Below are 15,292 nucleotides of genomic sequence, written 5' to 3'. Positions count from 1 at the left end.
TTATTTTTTAAATGACTTTATTGTAAATTAAACAACTTTATTATCTCTGTACAGGTGGGACTATGGAAATAAAGAAAGTAGTAATCGATGGAATCAATATTGCGGTCATTAGGAACGATAAGGTATTAATATCGGATGTTCAGTCTGCATTAGATACTATGGCAACAGTTCAATATGAGGTAGATGCGAAACATATTATTATCCATAAATCTTTAATAAGTGAAGATTTCTTTGACCTAAAAACACGGCTTGCGGGCGATATCCTTCAAAAGTTTATAAACTACAAGGTAAAGATTGCTATTGTTGGAGATTTCTCTATGTATACTAGTAAAAGCTTAAAGGATTTTATTTATGAATGTAATAAAGGGAATGACATTTTTTACTTAGCAACTGAACAACAAGCAATTAAAAAACTAAGTACATTAAAGTAATAATTATATTCTGCTAAATTCCCCCATTTCACTTAGTTCATAATTATATACGATATAGAAGAACTGATGTTTGTGGTAAACTAAGAGATGAATAAAGGGGGAGTTTTTTTGAACAATTTTAATAATATAATCCAAGATTTAAATAATATAGTTTACAAACCTAACAACTTAATGATTACGAATCTAAAAGAAGAAAAGCAAAACGCAGAATATGCCGGATGTTTATTCCACTTAAATAACAAAACCATTCGTTTTAGAAAATCAAAAGTTACACCTAATAAAATTGGTCAATTTGTTTCTTTTTGGGAGAAAGATGAAAATATGCGAAATAGAGCTTTCTCTTATGAAGCTGCTCCTGATTTATTAGTAATTACTTGTATTGCTGATAATAAACTAGGACAATTTATTTTTCCTAAAGAGATTCTTCTTAAAGAAAAAATATTGAGAACACAAAGTCAAACAGGGAAAATGGCAATGAGAATTTATCCTGTTTGGGATACCACTGTTAGTAATCAAGCTAAAAAGAGCCAAACGTGGCAACTTCAATATTTTGTTGATTTAAGTGATAGTAATAGTTTGCCTATAGATAAACTATTAAATTTATATTCGTAGCTTTTGGTTTGCCACAAAAAGAAGTGATTACAAAAAACATGTGTAATGACGCCTCCTATGTGAATCGTAATTTTTGTACCGGTACAGTTAAATGAAATGTACGTTGTTACAGTGCCCCTTAAAATTTACAATCAGCATATATTATTTAAACTTATAAATTTTTAAGGGGTGCTAAATATGACAAGTTTACAAGATCAGCTTTTCACAAGATTAAATCTTAAAAAACGTAATGATGTAACGTTTGAAGAATTACCTACCATACTCTTTTCGTTTGCGCATACTATACCATTTGAGAATTTAGATGTTATAGCACGAAATACAAATCAAATCTCTCTGGAAAACTTACGAGAGAAAATTTTAACTAGTTCCCGTGGTGGACTTTGCTACGAATTAAATACTCTTTTTTACTATTTCTTAAGAGACTGTGGCTATGATGTACAACTGGCATTAGGTACGGTTTATAAAAACGATATAAATGCATGGGCACTTGAGAATGGCCACATAACAATTATTTTAACTTATGATAATGTACAGTATTTAATTGATGTAGGTATAGCTTCGCTAGTACCTCTTGTTCCTGTACCTTTTACTGGTAAGTCTGTTTCTTCAAAAAATGGTTCGTACCGGGTGAGACGAAAAGATACGAGTAAAGGAAATTATGTTTTAGAAAGAATAGATGCTGCTGGAGAATGGAAAGTTTGTCATGCTTTTTATAAACATAATATTGATGAGATAGTAGTAAATGATGTTCAAAGAAGAGTGATAGAAGATGAGAAGTCTATTTTTAATAAAGGACCAATTGCAGTAAAGTTGACGAACTCTGGCCATATTTCATTAACGAATACAAGTTTAACCGAAATTATTCATAGGGAAAAAACTAAGCGTGAAATTACAGAAGATCAATATAAAGAGTTTTTATATACTTTATTTGCTATTAAGTTATGAATAATAAAGATAGCCGGTTCTTATTCAGAAGCGGCTATCTTTATTATTTTTGGTGTAAATGGTTTTCTTCTAATATGTTTCGGAAACTGCGGTATAGTTAATGTTTTTAATGTTTCCTCAGCTTCTTCATATGTATGAAAAATTGGTTCTTTTCCATCATCCCCTTATAAAACTAGCCCTTCATCTCGGATTACATATGGCATAAAACCACCCCATCTAGTAAAGAATTATGTTCTTTTGCAGCAGAATAATACGATTTAAAGTTTGATTTTCTTAATACATATAATACACTAGAACAGTACGAAAAAGTATGTACAATGAATTTTGAATGTAAAGGAAGATTATTATGTCAGTTATTGATAAATTGAAACTTAATAAGTATACAAATATGGTCGTTATTAACGAACCAAGTGATTATGACATTTTTACAGGTAAAGAAACTGCATTCTCAAAAGAACACGATGCTATCTTTATATTTGTAGAAACGCTGGATGAAATGGTGAAACAAACGAATTTTATTATTAGTAATGAAGAATTACTAATTGAAAAAGGTTACGTATTCTTCGCATATCCGAAAAAAGGTAATGCGCGTTATAGTACGTTTATTCACCGTGATGAAATGTTTCCGGCATTAAACGTTGGAGAAGATGGTTATGTGGGAGAAAGCGATATTAAATTTGCACGAATGGTAAGTATGGATGAAGTCTTTACTGTTGTTGGTTTAAAACGTGAAAAGAAAAAAACAACAAAAACATCTGCTATGAGTCAATGTGTTGCCGATTATGCAGATCGAATTAAAGATGTTGAAGCATTATTAGCTAATCATCCGAATGAACTTAAGTTTTATCAAAGTTTAACGCCTGGATACCAAAAAGATTGGGCACGTAATCTTTTTTCTGTGAAACAAGAAAAAACACGTGAAAAACGCCTAGAGAAAATGATAAAAATCCTTTCACAAGGCTATAAAACAATTGAATTATTCCGTAAGAAGAAAAAATAATGATTAAGGAAGTCACAATGCTGCAACAATTAATTGTGATGAGTACATTGAAAAAAGCATTCCTTCCATTATACTAAGGAATGTTCTTATATTTATATAATTAGCAAAAGAGAAAAGGTGTTTGAAATGAAATCGTATATTGTAGTTGGATCAGGAATTTTAGGAGCGTCTACTGCTTATCATCTTGCTAAGGCAGGTGCGAATGTTACTATCGTGGATCGCCAACAATTAGGGCAAGCAACTGATGCAGGAGCAGGTATTGTATGTCCATGGCTATCACAGCGTCGTAATAAAGCATGGTATAAAATCGTTAAAGGCGGTGCACGTTACTATTCTTCGTTAATTCAGCAATTAGAAGAAGACGGTGAAACTGACACAGGATATAATCGTGTAGGTGCAATTAGTTTACATACTGACGAAAAAAAGTTAGATCAAATGGAAGAGCGAGCTTATAAACGACGTGAAGATGCCCCGGAGATTGGTGAAATCACTCGCTTATCAGCTGAAGAAACAAAAAAATTATTCCCAGCATTATCAGACGAATATAGTTCTGTTCATATTAGTGGTGCTGCACGAGTAAATGGGAGATTATTACGCAATGCATTAATAAGTGCTGCGAAAAAACATGGTGCAACTTTCATAAAAGGCGATGCCATATTAGTCCGTGAAGGAAATCATATTACTGGAGTTACAGTAAACGATGAAACAATTTTAGCAGAAAAGGTTATTGTAACTGCAGGCGCATGGGCGAATGAAATCTTGAAACCATTAGGAATTAATTTCTTAGTTACATTCCAAAAAGGACAAATTGTTCATCTGCAAATCGAAAATACAGCGACAGAAAATATGCCAGTTGTTATGCCACCGAACGATCAATATATTTTAACGTTTGACAATGGGCATGTCGTAATTGGTGCAACACATGAGAATGATACTGGTTTCGATCATCGTGTAACAGCAGGTGGTTTACATGAAGTATTTCATAAGGCATTAACAGTTGCGCCTGGCTTAGAAAATGCTACAATGCTTGAAACGAGAGTTGGATTCAGACCATTTACACCAGGATTCTTACCTGTTATCGGACCGCTACCTAACTTTGAAGGAATTCTCGTTGCGAATGGATTAGGAGCTTCGGGTTTAACAGCTGGTCCATATCTAGGAGCGGAACTTGCTAAACTAGCGCTCGGACAAACGATTGAATTAGATTTAAATGATTATGATGTTGCTGGCGCAATTGAATAATATAGGGTACTGCTAACATTTAGGAAAAACCATGCTAAACAAATTCGACAAGAAATAATCAGTTTTTCCTCTGTTAAGAGTAAGTCTGTTTATGAAAAATAAAATTATTTAAAAATAGAGGGCCGACATTATAAACCTGCATTAATAATGTAGAATTGTGATGGCGGCTCTTTATTCATATTGATTTAAAACTTATTTTCGAGAGGAGGTTAAGTAATGAGAGCGCCATATCAAGTATTGATATTTCCTTATATAAAAACTGCCGATTCTATTCAATATGCCATTTTTAACCGAAGTGATTATGGTTATTGGCAAGGAATAGCTGGTGGTGGAGAAGACGGTGAGATTCCTATTGAATCAGCAAAACGGGAAGCGTTTGAAGAGGCTCGTATTACAAGAGAATGTCCATATATACAATTAGATTCTGTGTCTTCACTATCAGTAGAAGATGTAGTTGGAGGATTCCTTTGGGGAGAAGAGGTTTATGTAATAAAAGAATTTTCTTTTGGAGTTAAAGTCCCTACAAAAAACATATCATTATCTAAAGAACACTTCAATTATAAATGGTTATGCTTTGAGGAAGCAGTAACGCTTTTGAAATGGGATAGCAACAAAACAGCATTGTGGGAATTAAACAAAAGACTATTAAAACAATGAAATTGTTAGCTAACAAAAATAGTAGTGGAACAAGAATTGAGTCATTAACAACCCCTTGCTACACTTCTAAACAATGTTTTAGATTATAAAATAGTGTAATATAGATTTGGCATGTTATGCTAAAATTCGCTTAGTGTATATTTTCGTTAAAATGTGGGTGGGCCCCCTTTTAGCAAAACCGGAGTGGGAATGATGAGTATAAATAGTTTTGTGGGATTGATAAAGAACGAATTATTAAAAGAGGTAAGAATAAGAAGTGAGGGTGAATTCGAGCCTGTAGTAGTTAAAGATATTCCTAGACTTTGGAAGTGTTTAGGAACAGGTAATTATGCCGCAGTATTCATGCACAGAGAATACAAAGATTGGGTAGTGAAAGTTTACGTGCGAGAAGGAGAAGGAATTGAAAAAGAGTCAGAAGTATACCGAAGAATTGGAGATCATCCTTCTTATTCAAAGCTTATATATAAAGGAGAAAATTTCATAGTATTGAAACGTTTAAAAGAAATTACCTTATACGATGCTGTTCATAAAGGGATTAAAATTCCTAAGCAGGTGATCCTTGATATCAATAAAGCTTTAGAGTATGCGAGGGAACAAGGATTAACTCCTTGTGATGTTCACGGGAAAAATGTGATGATGGAAAAAGGAAGGGGATATGTAGTCGATGTATCTGATTTCTTAAAAACAAAAGAAGATAGTAAGTGGAGGGACCTAGAAAAGGCATATTTCACTTTTTATTTTCCTTTCATTTATAAATTGCCTTTCACTGTTAAAATACCGTATTTTATGTTAAACATTGTTAGACGTTCGTACAGAAAATATAAAAAGCTTAAAAAGAAATTCAAATTGTAAAAGGACCACATACTTATCTTTAAGTTAGATAAGTGAATCAATAGTAAAATTAGTACCGTATATTTCAGATATGTCTAATATGTACGGTACTAATTTTATAACTTCATGAAGTAATCAGAAAGTACTAGATTGCTGCTGGTTAACTAGACTAGCGTAATCAATTATCACTTATCATTATTGGCTACTTTCAGTTTCACATTCATTATTTTATCTTCCATATCCCGAGTATTGGTATAAGCGACATAACTGTATTCTATTTTGCTCATTTTTAGCTCCGTGTTATGCTTAGTCTGCTCCTCTCTCTTTGACGAACATCCATAATCCAATTGCAAAGAAAAACAAAATATAGGTGATATCTATTGCTAACGACATAAGTAAGCCAACTAATTCCGATTTATATTGTGACGTGCTCCAATAGACACTTAAATCATCATGATGAATGAATAGAATGTGTGTCCATGATGTAGATAAGAGACTACCTCCAAATATCATTTGTAAAAAGTATAGCACTAAGCTACTGCCTACTGCGATAGCAGCCGATCTCGTCCACACGCCAATCAAGGATGCTAAACTTGCATATAGGCAACATTGCAATACGATTGCTCCGATAGAGTATATAACATCCGTCATATCGCCCCATTGTATGTTTTTGGGAGCCATCAAAAGATTTACTAACAAAGAAACAATGAATATATTAACAACAGCGGTAATGATGAGCAAAATCATCGCAGCGATTTTTGCAACATACAACCGTGAGCGCGAGGACGTATGCAGGAACAGTTGTTTCAAAGTTCCATATTGATACTCATCCGCCCAAATAAGAGGTGACAAAACAATCGCCCAAGGTAGAATAACAAGCATTCCCGATAGGCCAAGCAAAGCATTTACTATTTGAGCCACCGTATCATCAGCCTTGAGATTACTGGTGTATGCCCAAGATAACAGTACCGTCATCACAATAAAACCAATGTGTGAAAGAATAAAGACTCTTTTATTCACTATCTTCAAACATTCATTCCATAACAACTTAACTCACCTCACCACGCGCAGTTGTCCATTTTAAAAACTTATCCTCTAAACTCGTATGTGTCGACAACACCCGATGAACTTCCACCCCGGCAGCACACAATGCTCGAATCAACATTGGAACCTGCCCTTCATCAATAGCTACTGTTATAGTATGCACACCGTTAGATAATTTCTCTGTCTGCACATAATCCAATGCATGATGATCATCCCCAAACAAGTTAACCAAAACTTCGCTTGTAAGCTCAACATTATCAATGTGAAGAGTGATACAGAATTTCCCATCATTTAAGCCATCATCAATCCTTTGCTCTGTCACTAAGCAGCCATTCTGCATAATAACCACTCGACGTGCCATCTGCTCAATCTCAGACAGTTGATGACTGGAAATCACAATTGCTACGCCCAAATCTATCGCAATTCTATTTAAATAGTTCCGGGTTTCACGGACACCAGCAGGATCAAGTGCATTCATCGGCTCATCTAACACAAGCAACTTTGGCTTTCGCAGTAGTGCTTGTGCAATTCCTAAGCGTTGTTTCATTCCCATGGAGTACGTGCCTACTCGCTGATCAAGCGCATGTTCTATGCCGGTTAGACTGGCTACCTCCAGCAACCAGTCCTTACTTGCATTTTTGTGCAAACGCTGATATTGTCGTAAATTTTCATACCCACTCAAATAAGGATAGAATGCAGGTGCTTCAATCACAGCCCCTACATTGAGGATTGCTTTAGAAAACTGACTTTTAATACTGTAACCTGCAATTTGCACGTCCCCGGCACTTATTGTGCTTAGACCAACTATCATCTTCATCGTGGTTGTCTTGCCCGCTCCGTTCGCACCAAGTAGTCCAATAATTTCTCCCGCTATCATATCGAACGATATGTCTTGTACAATCAACTTGCCCTTGATTTCTTTCGTTAGGTGTTGCACCGATAGTACTGTTTTCAATAGTCCCACTCCTTACAATATAAGTACAATCTCATTTCATGAATTCATTAAGAACAGTCTGTAAAGAAAAATCAGATTTGTCGCAACCGCACCTTTTGATTGATAAAATTTCGTTAAACCTTTTACTTTATTAACACTCATTTTCATATCATCTTATTTGTTTTATTCTTATCCTTACTATAGAAAAAATTGGCGAATGAAACGAGTGATTTTCCTTACAAAATAGTTCGTTATCTTACAGTTTTGTCATTTTTCACATCATTTTGTGATATCTGGGATACTATCCACATCGTCATCAACTTAAGAAATGGATTCTTCCCCAAAACGGAAAAACGAGCCGAATTCTCATAAATAATTGTGAAAAGGTAAAGTTCTCGTTAAGGGGGTGTCTTAAAATCTTAGCTTGCTGGGCATGTGGTACTCCTCAAAAATATAAAAAGATTAGGATTCAATCCTAATCTTTTTATTTATACATATTTTTGTTAGTTATATCACTATCAATTCCAAAACGGGATATTTTGAATAAATGAAACCGTCAAAATAAGTGTTGATGCGGAACCAGCAGTTACTAAAGTTACTATTTTTCGTCCATTCTGTTCTTTTGAAGGTTTTATAAGTTCTGTAATTAACACAATCCATATTATAATAGAGACTATTGAAATAATATTTATAGACATATGTAACACATCCCTTCTTGTTTTCACATAAATATTTCTTCTTTTATAAAATAAAAGCAATTTAACAAGAAAATATGTAACGCATTAAAAATCAATATTTTCCTGTTAAACCACCTTTTTTAAATAGAAATACGACTGATAAAACGATAACAACAGCCTTCAGACTGCCCCAATATGGATAAATAGCATGATTTGTTAGACTAGCATATTGAAAGATATTCTCTAAACCGAAAATTCCTATCATGACTGCTAAAATGAATGAAGCTGATCCATACGTCCCGTTATGATAGAGGGTAAATAAATAGACTGCGAAAATTAGTGGTAAGATGATTTGTAGTACGATTATCATAGTTCGTCCCCCCATATTATTTATAATTATATCATATACAAAATTGTAATAAAAAGGAATACGACTTATTTGATACTAACAGAACTACTCTAATCATATTCTTCTATAAAAAGAAGAAAAAGGGGTGTACAGTTAATTGACAAAAGTTAAAGTTAGTTTACGACCCATTGTTCATAATATAAATTTACCAACCGTATTGAAAACAACAATACTTCCAGGCGAATCGACCGAAAGACTATTTATCGCAACCCAATTAGGAGAGATTTTTTACATAGGGAATGGAGTTATAAAGATATTTTTAGATATTCGTCACCTAATTATTAAATTAGGTACATTTGAAGAAGGTGTTTCTAGTAGTGGTTATGATGAACGCGGATTGCTAGGACTTGCGTTCCATCCACAATTTTATCAAAATAGGTTATTTTATCTACATTATTCAGTAGCCGGAACTCAAGGGCCAGGTGCACTTTCTGAACAATTTAAACCTAATCCTTGTGACCCTAAAACGTTAAATTTAAAGTGGGTTAATAGAAATACGCAATATGATCACATTGATACTGTGGAAGAATGGACTTTACAACCTAATGGTCAAGCTCAAAAGCGACGAACATTACTGAATGTAAGAAGACCATTTTTTAATCATAACGGAGTCAATAGTTTAAACTTTTCACCTGAGACTGGAAAACTTATTTTTACAAATGGAGATGGCGGATCAGGTTATGATCCATTTAATTTAAGCCAAGATGATTTAGAAATAGCAGGTAAAATAATTGAAATCGATGTAAGTAAAAATACATTTATAAATAACTCTCCTGTAGTTACACGCTTTAATGAACTCCCTTTATCTATACAAGAAACACTTACAGTAATTGCAAAAGGAGTACGTAATATAACCGGCATTTCATTTCAAAGGTTTTATAATCAATATATCAAATACGCCGGAAATGTCGGACAAGATATTGTAGAGTCTATTTTTTCATTTATTCAATATAAACCTATACCGGTTACAGAACTTGTTCAAATGCATTTTATGAGGTTAACTCCCAATCAAGATGGGTTTATCAATTTTGGGTGGCGAGGATGGGAAGGGGATTTACCTACTTCTTTTATACGACATTGTTCCGAAAATCAGACTTTGGATGAGAGAACAATGGTTTATTATGATGAAACAATACAAACTTCAGTGAAGCGTATTCTGCCTCTACTTAGTTATTTTCATAAAGATTCTAGAACAGATAAGTTTGGAGGAACTTCACTTACAGGAGTTCAGCCATATATGGGAAATGCAATTCCAAATTTAACAGGTAGCGTTGTTTTTACTGACCTTGCTAAGAAAGAAGATTCTCGACCGCCAGTTAGGGGTGTTTTAGCTTATACTAGAGCAGGTACAGACGGTAAACATGCTGACTTTCATGCTATTGAAACCAATTATGATTTTGGTACGCAACCAGCTTATTATATGAGTTTAGGAACAAATTCGGATCAAACTAAATTATATTTAGGAGTTTACAGTTCTATGAAAGTAACTGATTTTAATAAAGGTACCATTTTTGAAATTATTCCTTGATACGATATACACTCGTAGTTTAATAATCCAAGGAATTTATTTTGTTTCAAAACGCACAATTTATCCCCCTAAAAGTCTTTTATTATATAGTAATTCATAACAAGTAGAAAGTAGCTCATAAACCACTAGTGTATGAATAATATAGAAAGTAATGAATGAGGCATCTTTAGGGGGAGATATTGATGAATTGGTTTGTACGTTATTGGTATCAACTGATGATAGAACATGATACGAGCTTTGTTCATAAAAGAAAATTGTCCCTTGCGAATAAGTTAGTACTTACAGCTTTGATGAGTACATTAGCCACCATGTTTCAAGCAGCAGGAAACTTAGTTCCTGGTATAGGTTTGCTCATAAGTCCATTTTCGACATTACCGATTTTTTTTGCTATTTTCTATTCTATTCGTGAGGGAATACTTTCTTATATTCTTACTATTTTTCTATTATTTATTATTGAGCCCAGTGAACTAATTGTCTTTCCTTTTACTACAGGCTTATTAGGTCTAGCCTTAGGAGTATCCTTTTTAAAATTAAAGAGGAGAATTTGGATTGTTTCTTTTTCAGCAACTTGTCTACTTATAGGTATTATGATCGTTCTCGATGTTTTCCGCTTTCCGGTACTTGGTCCTGCTGTTCATACAACTATGAATATAAAAATTATTTTATCAATATTTATAATGAGCTTTCTATACTGTTGGATTTATGCAGGTTTTTGCAGAATAATGATGAATAGATTATATAAAGTGTTATATTGACAATGGCATAGTGAGGATTGGAGATTGAATTCATGACTAACGTTACAGTTAGAAGACCGAATTTGAATGATGTAGATGAACTATATTTATTTTTCCGTATCGTTATTACGAATACATACAAAAATGAAGGATTGTCACAATTATTGGATGACATAGAAAATGAAATTAACTCAAAAAAGCAGTATTTAAAAAGTGATTTTGATAGTAACGGAGAAAGTCGTTACTTTTTATTAGCAATTGATACAAGTAACGATAAAATCATTGGAACAATCGGAATCGGTCCAGCAAGTACATTGATTAATAGTTGTACAGGTGGTGTACTTAAAAATTTGTATGAAATAGGAACTGTATTCATACTTCCGGAGTATCAGAGAAAGGGAATAGGGAGTTTATTACTACATACAATGTTTCTTACATTACTTAGCAGAGGGATAACAGAATATTGTTTAGATAGTGGATATAAAAATGCGCAAAGTATATGGATGAAAAAGTTTGGGAAACCTAGCTATGTATTGAAAGATTACTGGGGAGAATCCAGTGATCATATGATTTGGAAGAAAAGTTTACATGATACACCTATAATATTTGAATTATAAAATGAAATATGCCTCTGAACATAGCTTTTCTTACTTATGTATGCTATTATTTATCTTTATAATAAAAGAGGACGTGAATGAACTTGATTAAAATTAATATTCCTGAAGCTGATGTTTCAATTACTGAACGTAAACAAGTTATTAAAGGAGACGAGCCAATCATTACTCCAATTAATGGATTTATCGATTTCCACTTGTTCCCTAGAGATAAAGGCGGCATTTTTATGTTTTACAATATTAATGACGAACTTCTTTTCGTAGGTAAAGCTCGTAAAATTAGACAACGTATTAAGAAGCATTTTGAAGATAATGTTTCACCAATTAAAAATCACCGTGATGAAGTATACCGCATTGATGCATGTATCGTAGAAGATCCAACAGAAAGAGAAATTTACGAAACATATATCATTAATGAATACAAAGCAAAATATAACGTTGATAAAGTATTCTACAAATAATCAACATTAATAAAAAGCAATCCTAGCTAATATGCCAGGATTGTTTTTTTATTTAGATTTATTCTTCATATCTTTCTCCTTTTTTCAAATGATTAGCAGCAACAAAACAGATTACACCTATAAATATAAGTACAATACCAACCGTTTTATGTTTTCCCTCAAAGAAAGGAATATCTGAAATAACATTTGTCATACATAGTCCTAAAAATACAAGGATAGGGCCCACCCAAAGTAATACATTACCGAATTTTGTGTGCTTCCACATAATAACCCTCCTTAACCCTCTTTACATATATATCCATAAATGAAAAGTAAATTCATAGAGAAACATAGTTTTTTTCATATCGAAAATTTAACCCTCATATATTGGTACAAGCAAAAGAGAAAGGAGACCATCATGAATTGGTTAGAAGCTTTCATACTAGGTATAATTCAAGGTTTAACAGAATTTTTACCAATCAGTAGTACCGGACATCTTTATTTAGGAAGGCATTTGTTCCGATTAGATGAGGCTGGCTTATTTTTAGATACGATGCTGCATATTGGGACTTTACTTGCGGTTTTTATTTATTACAAAAAAGAATTTATATATTTAATTAAAAACCCATTTTCAAAGCTCATGTTATTACTTATCGTTGGGACAATACCCGCAGTTGTAATTGGTTTATTGTTTAAAGATTTCTTTGAAGATATTTCAAAAACAGGAATCACGATCGGTTGGGAGTTTTTAGTGACCGGATTCTTTCTCTACACGGCAGATAAACAAAAGAATGGTCGGAAAAAAATGGATGACATAACATATAAAGACGCATTAATTATCGGTTCATTTCAAGCTGCTGCTATTTTTCCAGCCATTTCCCGTTCTGGAATGACAATGGTCGCTGCATTATGGAGAAAATTAGACCGTGAAACTGCTGCTTACTTTTCTTTTTTACTATCGACACCAGCCATTGTTGGAGCTATCATTTTGCAATTTGTAGACGTTTTTCAAGGGAAAGCAGAATCTATTTCTAGTACATCTTTAATTGTCGGAACGTTATCAGCAGCATTTTTTGGATACATAGCCGTTTCATGGATGATTCAATATTTAAAACGTCACTCTTTAAAAGTATTCGCGTATTACGTATGGGGATTAGGTATTTTAATTTTAATGTTGCAATTTACTGATGTATTTTAAGTATAATGATAAAGAAGTTAATTAGTTTAAGATCCTGTTTCATTCATACAAAGCAGGATCTCTTTTTATTAAGGGGGAAAATATGTTTAATAAGGCTATCGTTATTGGTGGAAGTATAGCAGGAAAGTTTGCAGCAAAAGCATTATCAACTTCTTTTAAAGAAGTAATCATTATAGAAGCTGGTGAAAGGTGGGATGGAAAGTCTTCGAGAAAAAGAGTTCCACAAAGTAATCATCCTCACGTGTTATTAAAAGGTGGAGAAAACGCAATTGAAAAATTGTTTCCTAATATTACGAATGAATTAATAGAAGCAGGTAGTATCGTAAATAACTTTACTCGTGATTTAAAATGGCATCAATTTGGGTTATGGAAACAGCCATTCATAGGGGAAGTACATATGATTCAACAAAGTCGTCCTTTACTAGAATGGCATATTCAAAAACGAATACATCAAATTTCAAATATTACTATTAAATATGAAACATTGGTTAAAGGGTTATTGGTAGATGAAAAGCTTAACAAAGTGTGTGGAGTAAAAGTTAAATATCTAGAGACAAACACACAAGAAGAAGTTCATGCGGATCTTGTAGTTGATGCGAGTGGATTTGGCTCAAAAAGTATAGAGTGGCTACGAGAATACGAAATTGAAGTACAAGAAGAGAAAGTTCGTATTGATTTATTTTACGCAACGAAAATGTTCAAACTTAAAGAAAATGAGAAATTAGACTGTTGCAATGTGCTAATGTCTCCGAGTTTCCCTGATAACCCTTATGGCGTTCTTATTCAAACGATAGAAGATAATCGTTATTTTGTTACTTTCAGTGGATACGCAAACGAGAAAGCACCACAAACAGATGATGAGTTTTATGATTTTGCTGAAAACCTATCAATTTCTAATGTTACAGATTTCCTAAACAAGGCTGAGGGAATTACTGATATAAAGACATACAAAATTCCTTATCAAGTACGCCGGCGATTTGATTTAGTGAATAATGTACCAGAAGGCTTATTAGTTGTTGGAGATGCGCAATGTCGTTTTGATCCCGTTTTCGGCCAAGGCGTATCAGTTGCTGCTATGGAGGCTCACCAGTTGCAATTACTTCTGCAAGGTAGAAAACAACTTGATAAAACATTTACACAACAATTTTATAAAAAGGCAGCTAATATAATAGAAACCCCATGGGATATGACAACAACGGAAATATCACGTCATCCGCAACTAAAGAGAGAATTAACTATAAAACAAAAATTTCAGCTATGGTATACGAAACAAATATATCGACTATCCGCAAGTAATTCTGATGTTTATATTCGGTTAGTACGAGTTATGAATTTAATTCGTAGTCCATTTCATCTTTTTCATCCGAAAGTGCTACTATCTGTATTACTTAATCGAAAGTAATAGCAGGAATATAATTGATTAAAAAAGAATGTATAACAGTTAGTAAATCTAGAAGGAGAATACGGGATGGAAATATACATAGAGCAACTAAAGAAACAAGATGCTAAGGATTTATTTACGTTTGAACTTACGAATAAATCTTTTTTTGAAACAATGGTACCAAATCGTGGCTCAAAATATTTTGAATTTGAATATTTCCAAAAACTACTAGACGATCTATTAATAGAACAAGCAGATGGAGATTCTTATTTTTATTTAATTCGTAATGAAGAAAAAGAAATTGTAGGGCGAATTAATTTAGTAGATATAGACACGGAAACTCGAATTAGTTCTCTAGGGTATCGGGTCGGAGAAAAATTTACTAAAAAAGGAGTTGCAACAGCAGCCGTAAAATTAATTTTAGATGTAGCGAAAAATAATGAAATTACTGAAGTTCATGCTAAAACAACGACTAATAATCTCGCATCACAAATTGTACTAGAAAAAAGCGGATTTTCTTCTTACCAAAACGAATCAGATATAACATCTGTAGAATTACATGGAGAACATGTGAAGTTTGTACACTATATTTGGAGAAATACTTCGCGCTTATAA

At 33.2% G+C, this 15,292-nt stretch carries 19 protein-coding genes and 1 pseudogene; 14 read left to right on the top strand and 6 right to left on the bottom strand.

Going from position 1 to position 15,292, the window contains the following annotated elements; all coding sequences use genetic code 11:
• The first annotated feature begins 62 nt into the window (after positions 1–62).
• From ACTFO4_RS14925 to ACTFO4_RS14915, 3 genes are all read left to right on the top strand, one after another.
• Positions 63–431 carry a DUF4180 domain-containing protein gene (locus ACTFO4_RS14925; protein WP_061457311.1) on the top strand — a complete coding sequence of 123 codons (369 nt, stop codon included), beginning with the start codon at positions 63–65 and terminating at the stop codon, positions 429–431.
• 87 nt (positions 432–518) lie between these two features.
• The gene (locus tag ACTFO4_RS14920; protein ID WP_332283017.1) at positions 519–1,043 is read left to right on the top strand and encodes a MepB family protein; all 525 of its coding nucleotides are present in this window, start codon (positions 519–521) and stop codon (positions 1,041–1,043) included.
• A gap of 177 nt (positions 1,044–1,220) precedes the next feature.
• A complete protein-coding gene (locus ACTFO4_RS14915; RefSeq protein ID WP_440013847.1) occupies positions 1,221–1,988 on the top strand; it encodes an arylamine N-acetyltransferase family protein in 768 nt (255 codons plus the stop codon).
• 20 nt (positions 1,989–2,008) lie between these two features.
• Here the strand turns inward: ACTFO4_RS14915 and ACTFO4_RS14910 are convergent.
• Positions 2,009–2,191: pseudogene (locus ACTFO4_RS14910) on the bottom strand (hypothetical protein).
• 143 nt (positions 2,192–2,334) lie between these two features.
• Between ACTFO4_RS14910 and ACTFO4_RS14905 the strand changes: the two are divergent.
• The 4 genes from ACTFO4_RS14905 (at position 2,335) to ACTFO4_RS14890 (ending at position 5,739) form a co-directional block, all read left to right on the top strand.
• Positions 2,335–2,988: a YdeI/OmpD-associated family protein gene (locus ACTFO4_RS14905; RefSeq protein WP_000110845.1), complete on the top strand. Its 654-nt coding sequence runs from the start codon at positions 2,335–2,337 to the stop codon at positions 2,986–2,988.
• Between the two features lie 126 nt (positions 2,989–3,114).
• Positions 3,115–4,230: an NAD(P)/FAD-dependent oxidoreductase gene (locus tag ACTFO4_RS14900; RefSeq protein WP_000844381.1), complete on the top strand. Its 1,116-nt coding sequence runs from the start codon at positions 3,115–3,117 to the stop codon at positions 4,228–4,230.
• Between the two features lie 216 nt (positions 4,231–4,446).
• Positions 4,447–4,887, top strand: coding sequence for an NUDIX hydrolase (locus tag ACTFO4_RS14895; protein ID WP_416810086.1), 441 nt, complete (start codon positions 4,447–4,449; stop codon positions 4,885–4,887).
• A 192-nt stretch (positions 4,888–5,079) separates the two neighbouring features.
• The gene (locus ACTFO4_RS14890) at positions 5,080–5,739 is read left to right on the top strand and encodes a serine/threonine protein kinase (protein ID WP_142391017.1); all 660 of its coding nucleotides are present in this window, start codon (positions 5,080–5,082) and stop codon (positions 5,737–5,739) included.
• Positions 5,740–6,024: 285 nt separating this feature from the next.
• On the opposite strand, the gene ACTFO4_RS14885 is transcribed toward ACTFO4_RS14890, so the two are convergent.
• From ACTFO4_RS14885 to ACTFO4_RS14870, 4 genes are all read right to left on the bottom strand, one after another.
• Entirely contained in the window at positions 6,025–6,765 is a 741-nt protein-coding gene (locus ACTFO4_RS14885; protein WP_440013845.1) for an ABC transporter permease, read from the bottom strand.
• Position 6,766: 1 nt separating this feature from the next.
• Entirely contained in the window at positions 6,767–7,717 is a 951-nt protein-coding gene (locus ACTFO4_RS14880) for an ABC transporter ATP-binding protein (RefSeq protein ID WP_440013844.1), read from the bottom strand.
• A gap of 497 nt (positions 7,718–8,214) precedes the next feature.
• Complete coding sequence (locus ACTFO4_RS14875; RefSeq protein ID WP_000026325.1) at positions 8,215–8,394, bottom strand: hypothetical protein; 180 nt, start codon at positions 8,392–8,394, stop codon at positions 8,215–8,217.
• 91 nt (positions 8,395–8,485) lie between these two features.
• Positions 8,486–8,743, bottom strand: a complete 258-nt coding sequence (locus ACTFO4_RS14870; RefSeq protein WP_098679824.1) for a hypothetical protein — start codon at positions 8,741–8,743, stop codon at positions 8,486–8,488.
• Positions 8,744–8,879: 136 nt separating this feature from the next.
• On the opposite strand from ACTFO4_RS14870, the gene ACTFO4_RS14865 reads away from it, so the two are divergent.
• The 4 genes from ACTFO4_RS14865 to ACTFO4_RS14850 all read left to right on the top strand — a co-directional run bounded on the left by ACTFO4_RS14865 (position 8,880) and on the right by ACTFO4_RS14850 (position 12,119).
• Positions 8,880–10,310 (top strand): PQQ-dependent sugar dehydrogenase, encoded by a 1,431-nt coding sequence (locus ACTFO4_RS14865; RefSeq protein WP_440013843.1) that lies wholly within the window; start codon positions 8,880–8,882, stop codon positions 10,308–10,310.
• A 182-nt stretch (positions 10,311–10,492) separates the two neighbouring features.
• A complete protein-coding gene (locus ACTFO4_RS14860; protein ID WP_001104002.1) occupies positions 10,493–11,065 on the top strand; it encodes a hypothetical protein in 573 nt (190 codons plus the stop codon).
• 32 nt (positions 11,066–11,097) lie between these two features.
• Positions 11,098–11,661: a GNAT family N-acetyltransferase gene (locus ACTFO4_RS14855; RefSeq protein WP_061457307.1), complete on the top strand. Its 564-nt coding sequence runs from the start codon at positions 11,098–11,100 to the stop codon at positions 11,659–11,661.
• 77 nt (positions 11,662–11,738) lie between these two features.
• Entirely contained in the window at positions 11,739–12,119 is a 381-nt protein-coding gene (locus tag ACTFO4_RS14850) for a nucleotide excision repair endonuclease (protein WP_001048941.1), read from the top strand.
• Positions 12,120–12,177: 58 nt separating this feature from the next.
• Here ACTFO4_RS14850 and ACTFO4_RS14845 read toward each other — a convergent pair whose 3' ends face one another.
• Entirely contained in the window at positions 12,178–12,384 is a 207-nt protein-coding gene (locus tag ACTFO4_RS14845) for a hypothetical protein (RefSeq protein WP_000265477.1), read from the bottom strand.
• 132 nt (positions 12,385–12,516) lie between these two features.
• Between ACTFO4_RS14845 and ACTFO4_RS14840 the strand changes: the two genes are divergently transcribed.
• From ACTFO4_RS14840 to ACTFO4_RS14830, 3 genes are all read left to right on the top strand, one after another.
• Positions 12,517–13,296, top strand: a complete 780-nt coding sequence (locus ACTFO4_RS14840; protein ID WP_059303763.1) for an undecaprenyl-diphosphate phosphatase — start codon at positions 12,517–12,519, stop codon at positions 13,294–13,296.
• An 82-nt stretch (positions 13,297–13,378) separates the two neighbouring features.
• Positions 13,379–14,698, top strand: a complete 1,320-nt coding sequence (locus ACTFO4_RS14835; RefSeq protein ID WP_440013840.1) for an FAD-dependent oxidoreductase — start codon at positions 13,379–13,381, stop codon at positions 14,696–14,698.
• 66 nt (positions 14,699–14,764) lie between these two features.
• Entirely contained in the window at positions 14,765–15,292 is a 528-nt protein-coding gene (locus ACTFO4_RS14830) for a GNAT family N-acetyltransferase (RefSeq protein ID WP_000409241.1), read from the top strand.

Origin of the sequence: Bacillus cereus group sp. MYBKT14-1, assembly GCF_051915185.1 — a bacterium.
GTDB lineage: Bacteria > Bacillota > Bacilli > Bacillales > Bacillaceae_G > Bacillus_A > Bacillus_A cereus.
The sequence above is the reverse complement of the archived record's forward strand: the minus strand, read 5'-3'. Positions and strand labels throughout refer to the sequence as shown.

Excerpts from the sequence above, each read along its gene's own strand:
- ACTFO4_RS14925 (WP_061457311.1), top strand. The coding sequence starts at position 63 with ATGGAAATAAAGAAAGTAGTAATCGATGGAATCAATATTGCGGTCATT.
- ACTFO4_RS14920 (WP_332283017.1), top strand. The coding sequence starts at position 519 with ATGAATAAAGGGGGAGTTTTTTTGAACAATTTTAATAATATAATCCAA.
- ACTFO4_RS14915 (WP_440013847.1), top strand. The coding sequence starts at position 1,221 with ATGACAAGTTTACAAGATCAGCTTTTCACAAGATTAAATCTTAAAAAA.
- ACTFO4_RS14905 (WP_000110845.1), top strand. The coding sequence starts at position 2,335 with ATGTCAGTTATTGATAAATTGAAACTTAATAAGTATACAAATATGGTC.
- ACTFO4_RS14900 (WP_000844381.1), top strand. The coding sequence starts at position 3,115 with ATGAAATCGTATATTGTAGTTGGATCAGGAATTTTAGGAGCGTCTACT.
- ACTFO4_RS14895 (WP_416810086.1), top strand. The coding sequence starts at position 4,447 with ATGAGAGCGCCATATCAAGTATTGATATTTCCTTATATAAAAACTGCC.
- ACTFO4_RS14890 (WP_142391017.1), top strand. The coding sequence starts at position 5,080 with ATGAGTATAAATAGTTTTGTGGGATTGATAAAGAACGAATTATTAAAA.
- ACTFO4_RS14875 (WP_000026325.1), bottom strand. The coding sequence starts at position 8,394 with ATGTCTATAAATATTATTTCAATAGTCTCTATTATAATATGGATTGTG.
- ACTFO4_RS14870 (WP_098679824.1), bottom strand. The coding sequence starts at position 8,743 with ATGATAATCGTACTACAAATCATCTTACCACTAATTTTCGCAGTCTAT.
- ACTFO4_RS14860 (WP_001104002.1), top strand. The coding sequence starts at position 10,493 with ATGAATTGGTTTGTACGTTATTGGTATCAACTGATGATAGAACATGAT.
- ACTFO4_RS14855 (WP_061457307.1), top strand. The coding sequence starts at position 11,098 with ATGACTAACGTTACAGTTAGAAGACCGAATTTGAATGATGTAGATGAA.
- ACTFO4_RS14850 (WP_001048941.1), top strand. The coding sequence starts at position 11,739 with ATGAACTTGATTAAAATTAATATTCCTGAAGCTGATGTTTCAATTACT.
- ACTFO4_RS14845 (WP_000265477.1), bottom strand. The coding sequence starts at position 12,384 with ATGTGGAAGCACACAAAATTCGGTAATGTATTACTTTGGGTGGGCCCT.
- ACTFO4_RS14840 (WP_059303763.1), top strand. The coding sequence starts at position 12,517 with ATGAATTGGTTAGAAGCTTTCATACTAGGTATAATTCAAGGTTTAACA.
- ACTFO4_RS14835 (WP_440013840.1), top strand. The coding sequence starts at position 13,379 with ATGTTTAATAAGGCTATCGTTATTGGTGGAAGTATAGCAGGAAAGTTT.
- ACTFO4_RS14830 (WP_000409241.1), top strand. The coding sequence starts at position 14,765 with ATGGAAATATACATAGAGCAACTAAAGAAACAAGATGCTAAGGATTTA.